Source organism: Parasphingorhabdus sp. (assembly GCF_039939955.1).
In the GTDB taxonomy this organism is placed as follows: Bacteria; Pseudomonadota; Alphaproteobacteria; order Sphingomonadales; family Sphingomonadaceae; genus Parasphingorhabdus.
The window spans coordinates 256321-273016 of sequence record NZ_JBDVHS010000005.1; the positions used below are offsets into that span (position 1 = coordinate 256321).

Genomic DNA, 16696 nt, shown 5'->3' on the forward strand with positions numbered 1-16696 from the left:
CTCAGCCGGGATCAGGCTTCGACCGTATCCGCCCGCCATTCTTTCCAGAAGCGTTTGGCTCTTTGTTTCCCTCTATATTCCAGCATCGTCAGGGCAGGGATAAGCAATTGCAGGATGATGACACCGAACAGCACGCCAAAGCCGAGGCTGGCCGACATCGGGATCAGGAATTGCGCCTGGGTGCTGGTTTCAAAGGTGATCGGAGCCACGCCGAGGAAGGTGGTGAGCGACGTCAGCATGATAGGGCGAAAGCGGGTTTTCGCGCCGCTGATAATGGCTTCCTCAATCTCCATGCCATTGCGTAGATTCTCGTTGATGAAATCAATCAGGATCAGCGAGCCGTTTACGATCACGCCCGACAAGGCGATCATTCCGAACATGCTCAGCACGCCGAGCGGTAACCCTAGGATCAAGTGACCGATCAGGGCGCCAATAATGCCAAAGGGGATGATGGCCATGATGATCAGCGGCTGGATATAGGAACGGAACGGGATGGCGAGCAGGGCGTAGATCATCAGCAAAGCCGCACCAAAGGCGATACCCAGATCACCGACGGAATCCTCTTGCTCTTTTTGTTCTCCACCAAATTCATAGAGCATGTGCGGATAGTCTGCTTGCAGTTCCGGCATGATTTCGTTGGTCAAAGCATCCGCAATTTCCTGACCGGTCACGACATTACTGTCGATGTCCGCGGTAATCGTTGTAATCCGCCTGCCGTCGGTGCGGCGGATCACGGCGGGGGCTTGGCCAAAGGACACTTCGGCTAGAGTCGAGAGTGGGACTTCACCGCCCGGAACCCGGACACGGAAGCGTTCGACATCGACGATTGAGTTGCGTTCGGCCTCGGGTAGCCGGATATAGACGCGCATATCTTCCTGCCCGCGCTGTACGCGCAGCGCTTCGCTACCGAAGAAGGCAGCGCGTACCTGAAGCGCCACATCCTGCAGGGTCACGCCCAGCGAACGAGCCTCGGGCTTGAGCCGCAGTTGGATTTCCTTGAGGCCTGCATCCCGATCGCTTTCGATGTCAAATACACCGGAAAAGCGGTTCAATCGTTCCATCAGTTTCTCGGAAGCGGCTTCAACGACATCGGGATCTGGGTCCGAAATCTGAACGTCGACCGGTGCGCCAACGGAGATCAGGTCGGAGGCAAAGACCAGTGAACGGGCCTCAACCACCGGACCGACGGTCTCGCGCCACGCATTTTCGAAATCCCGCGATGCAAGCGTGCGCTGGTCGCCGGGAATGAAGCTGAATTGAACGCTGGCGATATTGGAAGAAAAGCCACTGTCTTGAGGACCGGGGCCCGTGGCGCGGGGCTGCTGACCCACGAGCGTGAATATGCCGCGCAAAGCTGATGGTTCGTCATCATCTTTCTGTTCTTCAAATTTGGCATAGGTTTCGCGGCCTTTCTGTTCGATCAGGCGGGCTATTCTCTCGGTTTCCGCAATCGTCGTGCCGGTCGGCATTTCCAGATTGGCGGTCACCACGTCGGATTCGATCGCAGGAAAGAATGAGTTTTTGATAATGCCGGCCGGGATCAGCGAGCCGATGACAATGAGCAGCGCGACGCCGGTAGCCAGAATGACGAAGGGCATGCGCACGGAGAATTTTATCGCACGATCGAGCGGACCATTGACGAAGGCTTGATAATATTGATCGACCTTTTTCTGTAGCCGTTCAAAAAAGCGCGTGACGGGATTGCGCGTCGGCGCGCCTGGGGCGGGCAAGTGGCTAAGATGGCTGGGCAGGATCAGCAGGCTTTCGACCAGTGACAAGAATAGAACAGCGCATACAACCAACGGAATATCGGCCAATATTTTCCCCATAATGCCGCCAATGGCGAAAAGAGGGGAAAAAGCGGCGACGGTCGTTAACACGGCAAATATCACCGGTACCGTGACCCGTCGCGCGCCGCTGACAGCTGCGCCCATTCCGGTGCGGCCAGCTTCACGCCGGGCATAGACGCTTTCGCCGACAACAATGGCATCGTCGACCACCAGCCCCAAGGCCAGAATGAACCCGAATAACGAGAACATGTTGATGCTGGAGCCGGCAAGATCGAGCAGGAATATAGCGCCGATAAAGGTGATTCCGATGCCAAGCGCGGTCCAGCCCGCGAGCCGGATATCGAGGAATAGGGTCAGCGCGAGCAGGACCAGCACCAGACCGATCGCTGCATTTTTCAGCAACAGGCTCAGGCGATCGTTCAGCAGTTCACTATCGTCGCTCCAGATCGCATAGGATATGCCCTCTGGCAGCGAATGCGCAAACGGCCCATCCAGATATTCTCGGGTGGCGCGGGATACGTCGAGCACCCGTTCATCGCTGGTCCGGAAGACTTCTACAAAAGCCACCGGCTTGCCATTATATAGTGACACGAGATCTGAATCTTCAAATCCATCGTGGATATTGGCTATCTGTCCAAGCCGAATGAGCGCGCCATCTTCGTTGCTCACCAGCACGATATCTTCGAAATTCTGCTGGTTATAATTTTGACCGATGGTGCGCACGCGTACTTCTTCGCTGTCGGTATCAATCGAACCTGCAGGGCTGTCCAAACTGCTTGCCGCGACGGTGCGTGATATGTCGTTGAGCGACAGTCCAAAGGCTTGCAACGTGTCTTGCGGAACTTCGATCGAAACTTCGTAGTCCCGGATCGAACTGGTATCGACAAAGGAGATTTCGGGCAGGGCCGCGAGGGAATCTTCCAGCCGATAAGCGGTTTCCTTTAGCGCATTTTCGGAAACATCCCCGAAAATGGCGATACGAACCACGCTTTGCCGACTGGTAAGCTCCCGGACATCGGGTTCTTCTGCTTCATCGGGGAAGGACTGTATCTGGTCTACTTCGGCTTTGATGTCGTCCAAGGCGCGATCAATATCGGCGCCCAATTCCAATTCGACGGATACCGACCCCGAATTTTCGGCGGCATTAGATTTGATCTGCTTGACATTCTCGACCGCTTCGACGGCTTCTTCAATCTTCTGGACGATCGATTCCTCGATCTCGTCCGGTGTCGCACCAGGATAGTTTACGCTGACCTGAATCGTGTCGAGGCTGTTTTCCGCGAAAACTTCCTGCACAATCGTCTGGTAGGACGCGATGCCCGCGATCAGCAGGAAGACCATCAGCAGGTTTGCCGCAACCCCGTTGCGGGCCATGAACGCCACGACGCCGCTCTGCTCCATTATGCCCTTGCTCGGCTGTTCCGGCAGGGATGGATCAATATCTGTTGATTTTGTCATTGGGCCGGTTTGGCTTTCGCATCAGCTTTGGTGCTGGTTTTCTTTGTCTTCGTTGCTGAACGGGGTTCGACAATGCGGACTTGCAAACCTTCGGTCGCGATTTGCAGATTTCCGGTAACGGCTATCGGTTTGGGGCCAAGGCCCTTGGCGCTGATCAACGCTGTTTTGTCCGTGCGTTGATAAATATCCACCGTGACGATGCGCAATCTGCCTTTTTCGATCAGCCACACTTTATTCTCCGATCGCAGGGCAGAAAGGGGCAGGACCGCATAGCTATCGAGGTCTCTGCCGGTGATTTCTGCATCGACAAAGCTACCAACGAACAGGGGAGGGGCACTGGATGCGGTCGCCGATTTGTCGGCATTGGCCGGTACAGCGGCGGGCGCGCCGCTTCGTGCGGGATTGGGTATGCGCAAAAACACATCGATCGTGCGTGTCTGTGGGTTGAGCAAGCCGTTGACCCGGTCGACATAAGCGGGCCAGCGATAACGGACCCCACCATAGTCAGAATAGACCGATGCCTGAATCTTCGTGCCCCCGCTGTTGCGGAACAGTTCCGGGATCAGCGCAGCCTCTTTTTCGGACAGCGGAATGACCGCTTCGTAATCGGAAGTGCTGACCATCGAACCCAGAGATTGGCCCGGTTGCACATAGCTGCCCAAGGCGATGCCTTCGGTGCGGACAATGCCGGAAAAGGGCGCCCGAACGACGGTGCGTTGCAATGCCGTCTGGGCATTGGCGAGATTGGCTTGGGCGCGGCGCAGTCCGGCACGTGCAGATTGCAATTGCGGTTGCCGTGTCGCTAAGCCGTTGGTGACCGCTTTCTGTTTCGGCTGCGATCCGCTGGCCTCTGTTTTCTTGGCTAAGGCATCCGGCGGTAGAATTTGGGCTGCATAGTCGCTGCTATCGACGCTGGCATAAGCATTGCCACCGCTAGCACCGCGTTGTTCGAACCGTTCCAATTCGGCCTTCGCCAATGTTACTTCTTCTTGGGCCTGCAACAGTGCGACCCCTTGCGATGCAACATCGGCTTGCGCGGTTTGTACGGCATTGCGATAGTCGGCAGTATCAATGCGAAATAGCGTCGCGCCGCGCGCTATGCGCTGGCCTTCGCGTAGGTTCGGATTGACATAGACCAGCTTGCCGGCGACCTCCGCCGCTAGCGTCAATTCTTCGCGCGCGCGCACCGTGCCCGCACCATTGACCATCAAATTGCCAGACCGGATCTCCAGCGGCGCGGCCTGGACCAGAGGGATTAGATCCTCCGGCGGCTTTTCTTCCGGATCGGAGCGCAGCAAAATCAGAGCGGAGGCGATCAATATTGCCCCGAGCAGAATTATACCGCCGAGTACGCGTTGCCTATGCACTTATTCTTCTCCTTGGGTAACGGGAGGGTTGGTTATGATATCGGATGCAGGCGGGCTGTTGTCCCAGCTGCCACCCAAAGCACGGTGAATGCCGAGCCGCGCCAATGCGACGTCGCGCCCGGCCGACGATAAAGAAGATTGTACCTGATATTGGGCGCGCAACGCGTCGAGATAATCGACATAGCTGCCAACCCCGTTGGCAAAGCGGCGTGCTTGCAATTCTGTGGTCGCCTGTGCTTCGTCAAGTTGCGAGAATAGAAACTGGTAGCGCTGCCGCTCTTCTTCATAGCGCTCGATTGCCGTTCTGGCCTCTTGATAGGCGGTCAATATGGTACGGGCATAGACGGCGGTTTGCTGGGCATATTCGGCATCGGCAATATCGACATTCGCCTGAATTCGTCCGCCTTGAAACAGCGGTGCAGTCAGGCCCGCGCCCAGGTTCAACACCCAATTGTCCATGATGTCGAACACGCCCGATGGCTCCCCGGCCTGACTGCCGGTGCCGGCAGAGATGCTAATGGACGGAAAACGTTCTGCCTTGCGTGCGCCGAGATTGAACCGCGCGGCTTCGAGCCGTTGGCCTTCTGCAAAAACGTCGGGCCGCTGTGCCAACAGATCAATCGGCAGACCGGCGGGCACGGGCTTGAAGATCAACTTGGGGGTCAGGTTTTTGCCGATCAGCTCTTCTATATTATTCGCATATCTACCGACCAGAACGGCCAGTTGCCCTTCGGTCGCCGTCAACTGGCTTTCCCGCTGCGGCAGGCTGGCCTGCACATTCCGGAAATCCTGACGAACTTGATAGAGTTCAAAGGATGTCGCTAGACCGCGGCTATAGCGGTTCTCGGTTTGCTCGACGCGATCGCCGAGCACATCGATAATTTGGGTGGTCAACGCGATCTGATGGCGGGCATCGACAATATCAAAATAGCTGGTGATGGCTTCCGCTAGCACCGCCAAACGCACCGCTTGCCGATCTGCGGAAGCGGCGACCGCATCTGCGCGGCCGGCCCGCGCATCGTCGCGCAGCTTGCCCCAGATATCAATTTCATAGGAGAAAGTGAGACTGGATGAATAGGTCTCGTTTTGCAGTCTTCCGGTGCCTGCACCAGCAATGGCACCAAAGCTGGTTCCTGCCGTTGGTGAATCCGAATAGCTGCTATCCAGCCCTGCATTAAGCTGCGGGAACAGGCCGCTTTTGGAAATACGTGCGCGCGCTTCGGCAGCGCGCAATCTTGCTGACGCTTCTTCTAGATCGAGATTGTTGCTTAGCGTTTCGTCCAGCAGCCGGTTGAGCACGGGGTCTTCAAAAGAGCTCCACCAACGGGCGGATTGATAGGAACCGTCAGTCCCGGCCTGATTAAAAGCATCGGGAATGGCTGCGACCATTTCTGGCGCAGCGGCTTCGGGTGCCATGCTCGCACAGCCACTGGTCGTGGTTGCCAGCGCAAGCAGTAAATATGCTGGGCTATTGAATCGTTTTTTCACAATATCATCCGCGATTGATTCGGCTTGGCCTTTACCAAGTATCAATAATATGTCATGAGTAAAAATGAACGTCAACGTTTTATTTGAACGCTTCCGTTCATTTTGTAAGTTATTGTGATTTTTGAAGGGGATGGACCGTGACAAACACGGAGGATAACATTGTTTTGGAGCGAGTGGATCGACCATCCAGTCAGCGTAAAATTGCCAAAATCATTGCTGCGGCCCGCACGGAATTTTTTGCGAACGGCTTTTCTGCGTCGAGCATAGAAGCGATCGCGGCGCGCGCTGAAGTATCGAAAGTCACGGTGTACAGCTGGTTTAAAACCAAAGAAAATCTGTTTGGCGAAGTGGTCAAGGCAGAACGCGCTCGTATGACCCAGAAATTTGTCGACGATAGTCTCGAATCGGAAAGTCTCCGCGACATCCTGTTGCATGTCGCCGAAAATCTGCTGAATTTCTTGATGCTGGAAGAAAAGGTGCGATTTGACCGCATCTTGGCGGCAGAAGTGAACCGGGATCCAAAAATCGGCAAATATTTTCTCGACAATGGTCCGCGTGCGTCGATGGCGAATCTGACAGAATTGTTGCAGAAACTGGTAGATAAGGGTGAAATTGAGAGCTCAGATCCCAAATTCTCGGCAGAAATGTTCCATGGCCTGGTCATGGGGAACATGGATGTATTTCTGCGCTATGGTGAGAAAATCAAACTGACCACACCGGAAAAACGCGAGCGCGCCAAACGCGCTGTCGACGCATGGATTCGAATCCACCAGAAATAGCAAATCTCTTGGTGCTGCTATTCCCGAACCGCGCGCAATGCGGCACCGGCGGTAAAAGGGGTGATGGCGACAAGCAGCAGGGAAATAGCCGCTAAGAATAGCAGTGCGCTGTTATTCTGTGCTGAAAGACTGCCCGCGCCAAAGATCAGCAACGGGATCGCAAGCGGAACCATCAGCAATCCGCCCAGCACGCTGGCTCCTTTCAGGCCTGCTGTGAGCGCCGCGATCATCACCGCCAGACCAGCCAGAGCCGGTGTCGCAATCGCCAGGCTGGCCAGCAAAATACCAAGGGAAGGGCCTTCCAGCCCCATCAGACCGCTCGCCAGAAAGGCCGCGAGCAACAGCGGCGGCCCAAAGGAGAGCCAGTGCGAGACAAGCCGCGCCGCTGCGATCATCTCATCGGACAGGCCGCGCACGATCATCTGGTCATAGACACCATTTTCAAGATCGGGCTGGATCAGCCGGTCTAGCGGCAGCAGGGTCGCCAGCAGGGCCGCGATCCACAATATCCCGCCGCCCGTCTGGAGCAGCAGCTGGTGGTCGGGGCCTACGGCAAAGGGGAAGAGCGTCGCCGCCGAAAGATAGAATATCATCGGCAGCCAAGTCCCGCCGCTGCCATAGCTTTGCCGCACATCGCGCCAGATGATCGAAACAATGCTGTTCATCACAAACATGCTTCCAATTCTTCCAATGGTTCCAGCTTCAGCGTGAAATCAAAGGCAATCGGCAAGGGAATATGACTCGCGGCCAGAATGATCCCACCGCCATCCAGATGCTTTTGCAATGCTGTCCCCAGTTGATCGACCGAATCTATATCCAACCCGTTGGCGGGTTCATCGAGCAGCCACAATCTGGCCTCGGTCAGATAAGTGCGTGCAAGCCGTGCCCGTTGCTTTTGTCCGGTAGAAAAATAGCGCACCGGAACTTCAGCGAGATTGCTCATTCCCGCCCGTACCATCGCAGCGGTCACATCTTCTGTCCCTTTGTCATCCAGCTTTGCCCAGAAGCGCAAAGTCTGTTCGAAGGGCAGATGCTCATCCAGCGCTAGCCGGTCGTCACAAAGGGTTTTGGTTTCCGGCGCTGAATAGGTTCCGGCTGCTGGCTGAAGCAGGCCGGCAAGCAACCGCAATAGGCTGGATTTGCCGACACCATTAGGGCCCGTAAGCAATCCGGCCTGTCCCGCTTCGAGGGAAAAGGACAGGTTACGGAATAAAGTCCGTCCACCGCGCTCACAGCATAATGCCTCGGCCAAGAGCCGATCACTGCTTCCGGTTGACTGTCCTTCATTCATGGAACAGACTTAAGACATGATTTGGCGCGAAAGCCAAGCAAGGAGCAATAAATATGGTGGCGCAACTGACTGATGACGAACGCACGGCGGCTTTGATGGTGCTTTCCGACTGGGACTATGACGCGAAGCGCGATGCGATCAGCCGCACGTTCACATTTTCCGATTTCACCGAAGCCTTTGCCTTTATGACCCGCGTCGCTCTGCACGCGGAAAAGGCCGATCACCATCCCGAATGGTTCAATGTCTACAACCGGGTCGACATCGTGTTGACCACGCATGATGCTGGCGAAAATGGCGGGCTGTCGCAGCGGGATGTGAATCTGGCGCGTATAATCGAGCAGTGCGCCTAGACCTTATTTGTCTTCCGCGCCTGCCAGAACATCACCAAGATCGGCGGCAAGGCTGACCGACTGTTTGCGCACCCGTCCCGGTAGCCAGCGCGCGGCAAAGGCCAGCTGTTTGGCCATTTTGTTGACCGGTGTGTGAACCTTGGTTCCGTGGACGGCATCCCAGGCTGCCGGACCGATGATCGATACCGGGCTAACCATGACGCCGGCTTCTTCTAGCCGTTCCTTGCCGCTTTGGTTGGTGCCTTCCACGACATTCGAAATGATATTGGTGTCGATGAAGCCGGGCATCAACGAGCAGGCCTTGATGCCATATTTGCGGAATTCGATATCATGGGATTCGGCGAGACCGCGCACCGCGAATTTGGTGGCGCTGTAGACGCTGAGATCGGCAACCCCGTAAATACCTGCTGCCGAGGCTGTGTACAGGACGCAGCTGTCGGGCGTGTTTTTGAGCATCTCGAAACAGGCGCGGGTGCCGCTGATCACGCCGGTCAGGTTGATCGCGATCATCAGATCGATTTCGGCATCTTCCATTTCCTGAATCGGGCCGCCTTCACCAATGCCTGCATTGTTGAACAATACGGTCATCGTTCCGCCGGTGATCGAACCAAATTCGGCGACGGCTTTCTTCCATTGTGCCCGGTCGGTTACGTCCAGCCGGTGGATAGAGCTTTGGCCCTCGGGCAATTGCGCAGCTGTTTCTGCCATGCCTTTATCATTGATATCGGCGATCCCGACAAACCAACCTTTTTCAGCAAAATGGCGACCGACTTCGCGGCCCAGACCGGATGCTCCACCGGTGATAAAAATACTCTTCTGTCCACTTTGATAGCCCATGTGGCTGCTCCCGACTTGTTATTAACATTGATGTTTATTCGAGCGGTTTTTGCGACGGGCGTCAAGTGACGTTGGACATGTGCGACAAAGCGCGTCACTATATAATTCGATGCCTATCTCCGGTCCTTCCATTTGTCTGAAAAATGTCAGTCGCCATTACGGTACGGTTCGTGCGGTAGATTCCGTTTCGCTGGATATTGCGGCGGGCAGTCTGGTTGCTTTGGTTGGTCTTTCCGGTTCCGGGAAATCAACCCTATTGAAAATGATAAATCGTCTGGTTGAGCCCAGTAGCGGCGCAATTTCCATCGGGGACGAGCCCATCGAATCGGTCGATTCTCATATATTGCGCCGTCGCATCGGCTATGTTTTTCAGAATATCGGACTTTTCCCGCATATGACCATTGCCCGCAATATTGCGATTGGGCTGGAGCTTGCGGGGGATAAGGACGGGCATGCTGACCGGGTCGCTGAACTGCTGGATCTGGTCGAACTGCCGCAGGAGATGGCGTCCCGCATGCCAAGTCAGTTGAGTGGAGGCCAGCAACAGCGGGTTGGCGTTGCCCGTGCGCTTGCAACGCGGCCTGGCCTGATGCTGATGGATGAACCTTTTGGCGCGCTTGACCCGGTGACGCGCGACAACCTGACCGATCAATATAAAGCGCTGCATGAGAAGCTTGGCCTGACCACGATCATCGTGACCCATGATATGGCCGAAGCGCTCTATCTGGCCGATCGCATATTGGTGATGGAGGGTGGGCAGATCAAAGCAGATGCGACGCCCGCTGCGCTTTTGTCCGGCAATGTTGGCGAAGAAGCGGAGGCGTTGGTCGCTATTCCCCGCGCGCAGGCGGCCCACCTGATTGCGTTGAGCAAACCATCATGAACGAGGCGTGGAAACAAGCATTGGCCCGCGTCCCGGAACTGCTTGCTGCCCATGTGCAGATCAGCGTTTCGGCCTTGGCACTGGCGATGATCATTTGCCTGCCGCTGGCGATCTGGGCGACGCGGTCTCCGAGAGTGGCCGCGGTGGCCATTACCGCCGCCAGTCTGATCCAGACGATTCCGGGCTTAGCGCTGCTGGCGCTTTTTTACCCGCTGCTGCTCGGTATTTCGGCTCTCGTAGGTGGCGAGATATCGGCCTTTGGTTTCCTGCCGGCCTTGCTGGCGCTGACCCTCTATGCGTTGCTGCCGATTTTGCGCAATGCGGTGACCGGATTGTCCGGCGTCGATCCGGCGGCAAAGCAAGCGGCGGATGGCCTCGGCATGACCAGCGCCCAAAAGCTCTATTATGTAGAAGCGCCGCTGGCTGCACCGACGATCATGGCGGGTATTCGCACGGCGGCGGTCTGGACCATCGGCGCGGCAACGCTTTCCACAACGGTGGGTCAGCCTAGTCTGGGCGATCTGATCTTTGCAGGGCTGCAAACGCAAAATTGGACATTGGTGTTGGCGGGATGCCTGTTTTCAGCGGCTCTTGCCATTTCGGTTGATCTCTTGCTTGGGCTGATCGAACGCGGAATCCGGGAGCGCCGCAGGATATTGGCTGGCATCGGGATGGCGATCATCGCGGCGGGACTGCTGGTCGCGACGCTGCCGCTAATGATCGCGCGCGACAATATTGTGGTGATCGGGGCCAAGGGCTTCTCCGAACAGTTCATCCTCGCGCGGTTGATTGGGTCACGGCTGGAAGAGGCCGGATATACCGTTCGTTACCGCGACGCTCTGGGGTCTGCGGTTGTTTTCCAGGCCCTGTCGGCGGGTGATGTCGACGTCTATGTCGATTATTCCGGTACGATCTGGACCAACCAGATGCAGCGCACCGACAGCCAGTCGAAAACGGAAATGCTCGATGTGATTGCCGATTGGACGAGCGCTAATCATGAAGTCAAAACGCTCGGGGCTTTGGGATTTGAAAACACCTACGCCTTTGCGGTGCGGCCGGAAGATGCCCGGGAAAAATCAATCAAGACACTTGATGATCTTGCGCGGGTTTCGAGCGATTTCAATTTTGGTGCCGATGTTGAATTTCTCGAACGGCCCGAATGGCGGATGGTGCAGGCCGCCTATCCGATCAATTTCAAGGCATCACGATCGTTTAATCCTACCTTCATGTATCCGGCTTTAGCCAGCGGAGAAGTGGACGTAATCTCCGCCTTTTCATCGGACGGCCGGATTGCGGCGAACAATTTTGTCGTGCTGGAAGATCAGAAAGGCGCAGTGCCATCCTATGAAGCAATCTTGCTATTGGCTCCGGATCGTGGAGACGACGACGCATTTGTCGCGGCACTAAACCCGCTGATCGGTGCGATCTCGGTGGCCAATATGCGCGAGGCCAACTATATGGTGGATCGCGAAGACGACAAGAAAACACCCAAGCAGGCCGCGGGCTGGTTGAATGACAAGTTGAAGGAATGACCGTGAAATTTAGCTTTGCATATCTATTGAGAATGACGGGAATGGCGGCGCTGCTTTTCATGGCCTGTTTTTCGGTGACGGCGCGCGCGGAAGTGACCGTCACGTTCTATTCGCACGATTTTGGCAAGAACTTTCCCCATGCTTTCTTCGTTGCCAAGGGCGCTTTGGCCAATGGAAAAAAGGTGGATACCGGCTTTGGTTTCACCGCCATCAATGTATCACCGGGCATATTATTCGGCTCGGTCAAAGGCCATGTCAAGGCGCCCTCTGCTGATTATATCGCCAGCAGCAACCCGCATTTCACTGTAAAAATCGACGACGGAAAATATCGTGAATTGCTGGCTGTGGTGAAAAAATGGCAGGCTATCCCTCAGAAAAGCTACAGCCTCAACAAGCGCAATTGCGTCCATTTCATCAATGATGTGATCAAGACGCTGGACCTTAAGACCAATTTGAAAACGGCCAATTGGAAGAAGCCGCGTTCCTTCATGGAAGAAGTCATGAAGCTCAATCCGTTTCTGAAATGATTGAACAAAGGATAGCATGATGGCAGATGTTTGCATGATAATCGGCGCCGGGGCAGGCATTGGCGGCCATGTTGGCAAGCGCTTTGCTGCCGAAGGTTATCATGTCGCATTATGCCGTCGCAGCGATCAGGATGGTCTCGACAAAATGGTTGCCGAGATCGAAGCGGCCGGCGGCAAAGCTTCGGGCCATTTGCTCAATGCGGTGGACGAAGGGTCGATCGAGAAGCTGATCGACGATGTCGAAGCCGATATCGGTCCGATCAATGTTGTGGTCTATAATCTCGGCGCGCAGATCGGGAACCGGACGCTGGCCGACACGCCGCTGAAGACGTTTGAACTGGGCTGGCGCATGGGCAATCTGGGTGTGTTCCGGGTCGCGCAAAAACTGTTCCCGAAGATGGTGGAACGCGGCGGCGGGGCGTTGCTGGTCACCTCAGCCACTTCGGCGATGCGCGGCAATGCGGGACAGCATAGCCATGCCGCCGCGATGGGCGGTCGGCGGATGCTGTGCCAGACGCTCAACGCCGAATTTGCGTCCCAGAATATCCATGTCGCGCATATATTGATCGATAGCGCGGTCAATGCGCCGGACACGCTCGGCAAGCTGCTCGGGCCGGAACGCTTCGCAAAATTGCTGGAAACCAAAGCGCAAGGCAAGGATGAAATCATGGAACCGAGCGCGATTGCCGACACCTATTTCCACATCGCCCACCAGCACCGCTCGGCCTGGACCTTCGAACTCGATATGCGCGCATTTTCCGATACCGCATGGTGGAATCATCCGCTGGATCTTTAGATTAAGGCGTCATTAAATTGAGGCTGGCCACCTTTGCGCTTGGCCGTTTTGAAACGAGTTCCCACCACTTTTGTAAAGCCTTGTGTTTCGTGATCGCCTCGGCACCTTCCGGGCTTTCGACGAAGTAGCCAACCATGGGAGCCAGATGGCAATCCGCTAATGTGATTTCGTTTCCGTTCAAAATTAGCTGCTCATTCGCAATTGTTTCGATTGCGTTCAGCGCTTTTTCAGCGGCTCGCATTCCGAGACTAATCTCATCTTCGCTAAATGGTTCATCGAAAAATGGTCGAAAAACGCGATGGCTGCAAACTTGCCTGACCATTGGCCAGTAACAATAGTTATCCACTATCGAGACCAGCTGGCTAACGCGAGATGCTTTCTTTGGGGCTGACGGAACCAGATGCTGCCCGGGAAAAGCCAGATCGACATATCGGGCAATTGCAGCCGTTTCATAGATCTGGAAATCACTGTGGATCAGCAACGGCACTCGGCCAAACGGATTCATTGATAGATAATCCGGGGAGAGATCGTCGCCGAATGGCACTGTTTCGACTGTTGAGAATGCAACGTCTTTCTCAATCAAAACCATCTGCGCAATACGGCCATAAACACTGTATCGGTAGCTATGAAGGACCACTGGTTCAGCCATGCAGATCACACTGCTGGTAAAGGGGTGCAGCTGTCAACGAGAACAATATTCAGCAGGATGTTCCGTATCCTCGCAGATATTAGACTCAATTTCGGGCTACATCACCATCACATGATAATGGTGCCAGGTGAATATCGCCACGGCGCCGCGATGCGGGGACCAGCTTTGCGCGATTTCCCGAATCTCTTGTTCTGTTGGCCGTTCCGGCAGGCCGAGAAAATTGCCTACGCCGACTTGAATCGCCAGATCACCGGCCGGCCAGATATCCGGACGACCTTGCGCGAACAGCATATAGATTTCTGCCGACCAGCGGCCAATGCCCTTGATCTTGGTCAGCAGCGCGATGGCTTCTTCGTCATCCTGTGGCAAATTGGCAAGATCAAGGCCACCCGAGAGAATTAGCTCCGCAAGGCTTCTGGCATAGCCTTGTTTCTGCCGCGAAAGTCCGCAGGCGCGCAGTTCATCAAATTCTGTGGTGATCAGGGCTTCGGGGGGGCAACCCCCACCCAGTCGCGCTTCCAGCTTATTCCAGACTGCCGCCGCCGAAGCCACGCTGACTTGCTGGCCGACGATGGTACGGAGCAATGTCTCATAGCCTTCCGGCCGGATGCGGGGTTCGGGATAGCCGGACGATTCAATGGCGGCCGCCAGCCGGGGTTCGACGGCAGCGGCATGGTCCAGTCCGGCTTTGATCATTTCTTTTGATAGGCCCATCGAATATCGGTCCTCGTTTCGGCCCTTGATTCTTTTTCTCGGTGCAGACATAGCGTGCGGGATTTTTAATGAACAGTCACTAAGGGGTAGCTATGCCAACGATTCATGTAACCGGCCGCGATGGCGAAGAAAAAGCGGTTTCCGTAGATAACGGGGTTAGTGTCATGGAAGCGATCCGCGACAACGGCTTTGACGAGCTGCTCGCGCTATGTGGCGGTTGCTGCTCCTGTGCCACGTGCCATATTCATATTGATGCTGACTGGAAAGCCAAGCTTCCTGAAATGAGCGAAGATGAAGATGACCTTTTGGAAAGCAGCGACCATCGTGACGAATTCTCGCGCCTCAGCTGCCAGATCGAATTGTCTGATGAACTGGATGGTTTGAAAGTCCGGGTTGCTGAAGAAGACTAAGCCTCTTCGATCTGCGATATAAAAAAAGGGGAGCATCGCTCCCCTTTTTTATGGTCGGCCGTCTTATTGCTCGAGCCGGATGATCGCCCGCGGGCTGCCTGCACCGGTGGCATTGTCGATCGTCCAGGACAGGCTTTTCATGCCTTCTTTGTTATCATAGCCGTCTGCCGAATTGTTGCCCAGCACTTCGCCGTTGGTTTCAATAGTGAAAGCACCGTCAATCGGCTGCATATTATCCTCGCCACCACCCATCGGCATGGGTCCCATGGCTCCGGCCAATCCGCCCGGTCCGCCCATGCCGGGGGTCAGGACTTCGATTTCTCCACCGCTGCGGCGGATGATTTGCACGAACGGAAACTGCATTGTCGCGCCCGGCAATGTGGGAAAGGCAAACATCTGATCGAAATTGCCGCTGATCGCATATTCGACGTCAAACAGATTGTCGCCCATATATTCGACCTTGTTCCAGCCTTCATATTTGGCAAGCTGTGCTGCGAATTTTTCCAAGCCTTCGTCATCACCCGGCACGGCACCGCCAAAGACTGAGCGCATCGCGGCATTTTTCTGCTGATTTTCCTGTTGGCCGTCGTCGGGAAAATCTGGGTCCGCCGTCGCCGGTTGTGAAGACATCGGATTGTCATCGCCGTCGGCCAATTGCATCTGACCATTATAAGTGAAGCTATAGGTTCCGTCGTTCATCAATCGCAATTGCGACTCAAACTTTCCCGGGATTAGCAAACAACCGGTCAGCAACAACGGGGCGATCAAAGCCAAGGCCCATTTGTAATATTTTTCCAACGCTATTCCCCTCTTTTTCTTGTATACTCCGCATATAACGAAATTGCAGCGGCATTGGAAACATTCAGGCTTTCCATACGGGGATGCATTGGCAAGCGGGCCAGTGCATCACAATGGGCCGCAACATTCTGTCGCAATCCTTCACCTTCTGCACCCATGACCAGTGCGAGCTTGCTATTGCCCATGGCGGTTTCCAGCTCGTCGGTGGCTTCGCCATCCAGTCCGATACGCCAATAGCCAGCATCGGCAATTTCATCGAGCGCGCGCGATAGATTGACCACCCGGATCCACGGCACAGTTTCCAGCGCCCCGGACGCTGATTTTGCCACCACACCCGATTCGGGCGGAGCATGCCGATCTTGGGTGATGATAGCGGCTGCATCAAAGGCAGCGGCGGAGCGCAATATCGCCCCGACATTATGCGGATCGGTCACCTGATCGAGCAGCAGCAACGGACGATCGGACTGTTTGTCCAATATATCGCCCAGCCAGATATCGGGCAGGGGATCGACATCGGCGACCATGCCTTGATGCGGTGCGTCGCGCGGAATGACCCGGCCGAGATCGGCAACATCGCTGATCACAACGGCTATATCGCTGGGAATTTCAAGCGTTGTAAGCGCTTCTCGCGTGATCGAAATTTTCTTTATCACGCGCCGCGGATTGTCGAGCGCAGCTTCTACGGCGTGGCGTCCCCAGAATTTGAGACCGCCACCGGTTTTCTTTATTGATCTGTTCTTGCGTGCCATAATAATACCCTAGCGGCTAAGCTGCCTGCACACAGCCCTTTTTTTCTTCGAAATTGCGAGGGCAGGCATTGACAGTTTGCCATCCCTTCGTCATTGAGCCGCTCTTGTCGCCAATGGCGGCCTTGGGTACCCAAATGGACAGGTGGCCGAGTGGTTAAAGGCAGCAGACTGTAAATCTGCCCGCGTAAGCGTACATAGGTTCGAATCCTATCCTGTCCACCATCCCTTCCTAAGAAGAATACACTCTCTCCATGTCCCGCATATTCGCGGTCGATCTC

General features: G+C 55.4%; 17 protein-coding genes and 1 tRNA gene. 8 read left to right on the top strand and 10 right to left on the bottom strand.

The window, feature by feature from the left end; all coding sequences use genetic code 11:
- Positions 1-11: 11 nt before the first annotated feature.
- From ABJG22_RS06485 to ABJG22_RS06495, 3 genes are read right to left on the bottom strand one after another with little or no spacing between them, the layout of a single operon-like run.
- Positions 12-3248, bottom strand: coding sequence for an efflux RND transporter permease subunit (locus tag ABJG22_RS06485; RefSeq protein WP_348019439.1), 3237 nt, complete (start codon positions 3246-3248; stop codon positions 12-14).
- On the bottom strand, positions 3245-4615 hold the full coding sequence (locus ABJG22_RS06490; protein WP_348019440.1) for an HlyD family efflux transporter periplasmic adaptor subunit: 1371 nt from the start codon (positions 4613-4615) through the stop codon (positions 3245-3247). Before ABJG22_RS06490 ends, ABJG22_RS06485 begins: the two co-directional genes overlap by 4 nt.
- Positions 4616-6103, bottom strand: coding sequence for a TolC family protein (locus ABJG22_RS06495; protein ID WP_348019441.1), 1488 nt, complete (start codon positions 6101-6103; stop codon positions 4616-4618).
- 137 nt (positions 6104-6240) lie between these two features.
- Between ABJG22_RS06495 and ABJG22_RS06500 the strand changes: the two genes are divergently transcribed.
- Positions 6241-6882: a TetR/AcrR family transcriptional regulator gene (locus tag ABJG22_RS06500; protein WP_348019442.1), complete on the top strand. Its 642-nt coding sequence runs from the start codon at positions 6241-6243 to the stop codon at positions 6880-6882.
- Positions 6883-6899: 17 nt separating this feature from the next.
- On the opposite strand, the gene ABJG22_RS06505 is transcribed toward ABJG22_RS06500, so the two are convergent.
- Positions 6900-7547 (bottom strand): heme exporter protein CcmB, encoded by a 648-nt coding sequence (locus ABJG22_RS06505; RefSeq protein ID WP_348020312.1) that lies wholly within the window; start codon positions 7545-7547, stop codon positions 6900-6902.
- Positions 7547-8173 carry a heme ABC exporter ATP-binding protein CcmA gene (gene ccmA / locus ABJG22_RS06510; protein WP_348019443.1) on the bottom strand — a complete coding sequence of 209 codons (627 nt, stop codon included), beginning with the start codon at positions 8171-8173 and terminating at the stop codon, positions 7547-7549. Before ccmA ends, ABJG22_RS06505 begins: the two co-directional genes overlap by 1 nt.
- Positions 8174-8226: 53 nt before the next feature.
- Between ccmA and ABJG22_RS06515 the strand changes: the two genes are divergently transcribed.
- Positions 8227-8523 carry a 4a-hydroxytetrahydrobiopterin dehydratase gene (locus ABJG22_RS06515; RefSeq protein ID WP_348019444.1) on the top strand — a complete coding sequence of 99 codons (297 nt, stop codon included), beginning with the start codon at positions 8227-8229 and terminating at the stop codon, positions 8521-8523.
- A gap of 3 nt (positions 8524-8526) precedes the next feature.
- Here ABJG22_RS06515 and ABJG22_RS06520 read toward each other — a convergent pair whose 3' ends face one another.
- Positions 8527-9360 carry an SDR family oxidoreductase gene (locus ABJG22_RS06520; RefSeq protein WP_348019445.1) on the bottom strand — a complete coding sequence of 278 codons (834 nt, stop codon included), beginning with the start codon at positions 9358-9360 and terminating at the stop codon, positions 8527-8529.
- A gap of 109 nt (positions 9361-9469) precedes the next feature.
- On the opposite strand from ABJG22_RS06520, the gene ABJG22_RS06525 reads away from it, so the two are divergent.
- From ABJG22_RS06525 to ABJG22_RS06540, 4 genes are read left to right on the top strand one after another with little or no spacing between them, the layout of a single operon-like run.
- Positions 9470-10243, top strand: coding sequence for an ABC transporter ATP-binding protein (locus ABJG22_RS06525; protein ID WP_348019446.1), 774 nt, complete (start codon positions 9470-9472; stop codon positions 10241-10243).
- Positions 10240-11775, top strand: a complete 1536-nt coding sequence (locus ABJG22_RS06530) for an ABC transporter permease/substrate-binding protein (protein ID WP_348019447.1) — start codon at positions 10240-10242, stop codon at positions 11773-11775. The genes ABJG22_RS06525 and ABJG22_RS06530 overlap by 4 nt, the downstream gene beginning before the upstream one ends.
- Complete coding sequence (locus tag ABJG22_RS06535) at positions 11772-12302, top strand: hypothetical protein (RefSeq protein ID WP_348019448.1); 531 nt, start codon at positions 11772-11774, stop codon at positions 12300-12302. The genes ABJG22_RS06530 and ABJG22_RS06535 overlap by 4 nt, the downstream gene beginning before the upstream one ends.
- A 16-nt stretch (positions 12303-12318) precedes the next feature.
- The gene (locus ABJG22_RS06540; RefSeq protein WP_348019449.1) at positions 12319-13098 is read left to right on the top strand and encodes an SDR family NAD(P)-dependent oxidoreductase; all 780 of its coding nucleotides are present in this window, start codon (positions 12319-12321) and stop codon (positions 13096-13098) included.
- 1 nt (position 13099) lies between these two features.
- Here ABJG22_RS06540 and ABJG22_RS06545 read toward each other — a convergent pair whose 3' ends face one another.
- Together ABJG22_RS06545 and ABJG22_RS06550 are read right to left on the bottom strand one after the other, a co-directional pair.
- The gene (locus tag ABJG22_RS06545; RefSeq protein ID WP_348019450.1) at positions 13100-13747 is read right to left on the bottom strand and encodes a glutathione S-transferase family protein; all 648 of its coding nucleotides are present in this window, start codon (positions 13745-13747) and stop codon (positions 13100-13102) included.
- 96 nt (positions 13748-13843) lie between these two features.
- A complete protein-coding gene (locus tag ABJG22_RS06550) occupies positions 13844-14461 on the bottom strand; it encodes a DNA-3-methyladenine glycosylase (RefSeq protein ID WP_348019451.1) in 618 nt (205 codons plus the stop codon).
- Between the two features lie 92 nt (positions 14462-14553).
- On the opposite strand from ABJG22_RS06550, the gene ABJG22_RS06555 reads away from it, so the two are divergent.
- The gene (locus ABJG22_RS06555; protein WP_348019452.1) at positions 14554-14871 is read left to right on the top strand and encodes a 2Fe-2S iron-sulfur cluster-binding protein; all 318 of its coding nucleotides are present in this window, start codon (positions 14554-14556) and stop codon (positions 14869-14871) included.
- Between the two features lie 63 nt (positions 14872-14934).
- On the opposite strand, the gene ABJG22_RS06560 is transcribed toward ABJG22_RS06555, so the two are convergent.
- Positions 14935-15570: a hypothetical protein gene (locus tag ABJG22_RS06560; protein WP_348019453.1), complete on the bottom strand. Its 636-nt coding sequence runs from the start codon at positions 15568-15570 to the stop codon at positions 14935-14937.
- Between the two features lie 101 nt (positions 15571-15671).
- Complete coding sequence (rlmB, locus tag ABJG22_RS06565; RefSeq protein WP_348019454.1) at positions 15672-16418, bottom strand: 23S rRNA (guanosine(2251)-2'-O)-methyltransferase RlmB; 747 nt, start codon at positions 16416-16418, stop codon at positions 15672-15674.
- Between the two features lie 136 nt (positions 16419-16554).
- Here rlmB and ABJG22_RS06570 point away from each other — a divergent pair.
- A tRNA-Tyr gene (locus ABJG22_RS06570) sits at positions 16555-16640 on the top strand.
- Positions 16641-16696: the final 56 nt, after the last annotated feature.

Coding starts and splice junctions, on each gene's coding strand:
- ABJG22_RS06520 (WP_348019445.1), bottom strand. CDS start 9,360: ATGGGCTATCAAAGTGGACAGAAGAGTATTTTTATCACCGGTGGAGCA.
- ABJG22_RS06555 (WP_348019452.1), top strand. CDS start 14,554: ATGCCAACGATTCATGTAACCGGCCGCGATGGCGAAGAAAAAGCGGTT.
- ABJG22_RS06530 (WP_348019447.1), top strand. CDS start 10,240: ATGAACGAGGCGTGGAAACAAGCATTGGCCCGCGTCCCGGAACTGCTT.
- ABJG22_RS06560 (WP_348019453.1), bottom strand. CDS start 15,570: ATGAACGACGGAACCTATAGCTTCACTTATAATGGTCAGATGCAATTG.
- ABJG22_RS06540 (WP_348019449.1), top strand. CDS start 12,319: ATGATGGCAGATGTTTGCATGATAATCGGCGCCGGGGCAGGCATTGGC.
- ABJG22_RS06515 (WP_348019444.1), top strand. CDS start 8,227: ATGGTGGCGCAACTGACTGATGACGAACGCACGGCGGCTTTGATGGTG.
- ccmA (WP_348019443.1), bottom strand. CDS start 8,173: ATGAATGAAGGACAGTCAACCGGAAGCAGTGATCGGCTCTTGGCCGAG.
- ABJG22_RS06535 (WP_348019448.1), top strand. CDS start 11,772: ATGACCGTGAAATTTAGCTTTGCATATCTATTGAGAATGACGGGAATG.
- ABJG22_RS06545 (WP_348019450.1), bottom strand. CDS start 13,747: ATGGCTGAACCAGTGGTCCTTCATAGCTACCGATACAGTGTTTATGGC.
- rlmB (WP_348019454.1), bottom strand. CDS start 16,418: ATGGCACGCAAGAACAGATCAATAAAGAAAACCGGTGGCGGTCTCAAA.
- ABJG22_RS06505 (WP_348020312.1), bottom strand. CDS start 7,547: ATGAACAGCATTGTTTCGATCATCTGGCGCGATGTGCGGCAAAGCTAT.
- ABJG22_RS06525 (WP_348019446.1), top strand. CDS start 9,470: ATGCCTATCTCCGGTCCTTCCATTTGTCTGAAAAATGTCAGTCGCCAT.
- ABJG22_RS06485 (WP_348019439.1), bottom strand. CDS start 3,248: ATGACAAAATCAACAGATATTGATCCATCCCTGCCGGAACAGCCGAGC.
- ABJG22_RS06550 (WP_348019451.1), bottom strand. CDS start 14,461: ATGGGCCTATCAAAAGAAATGATCAAAGCCGGACTGGACCATGCCGCT.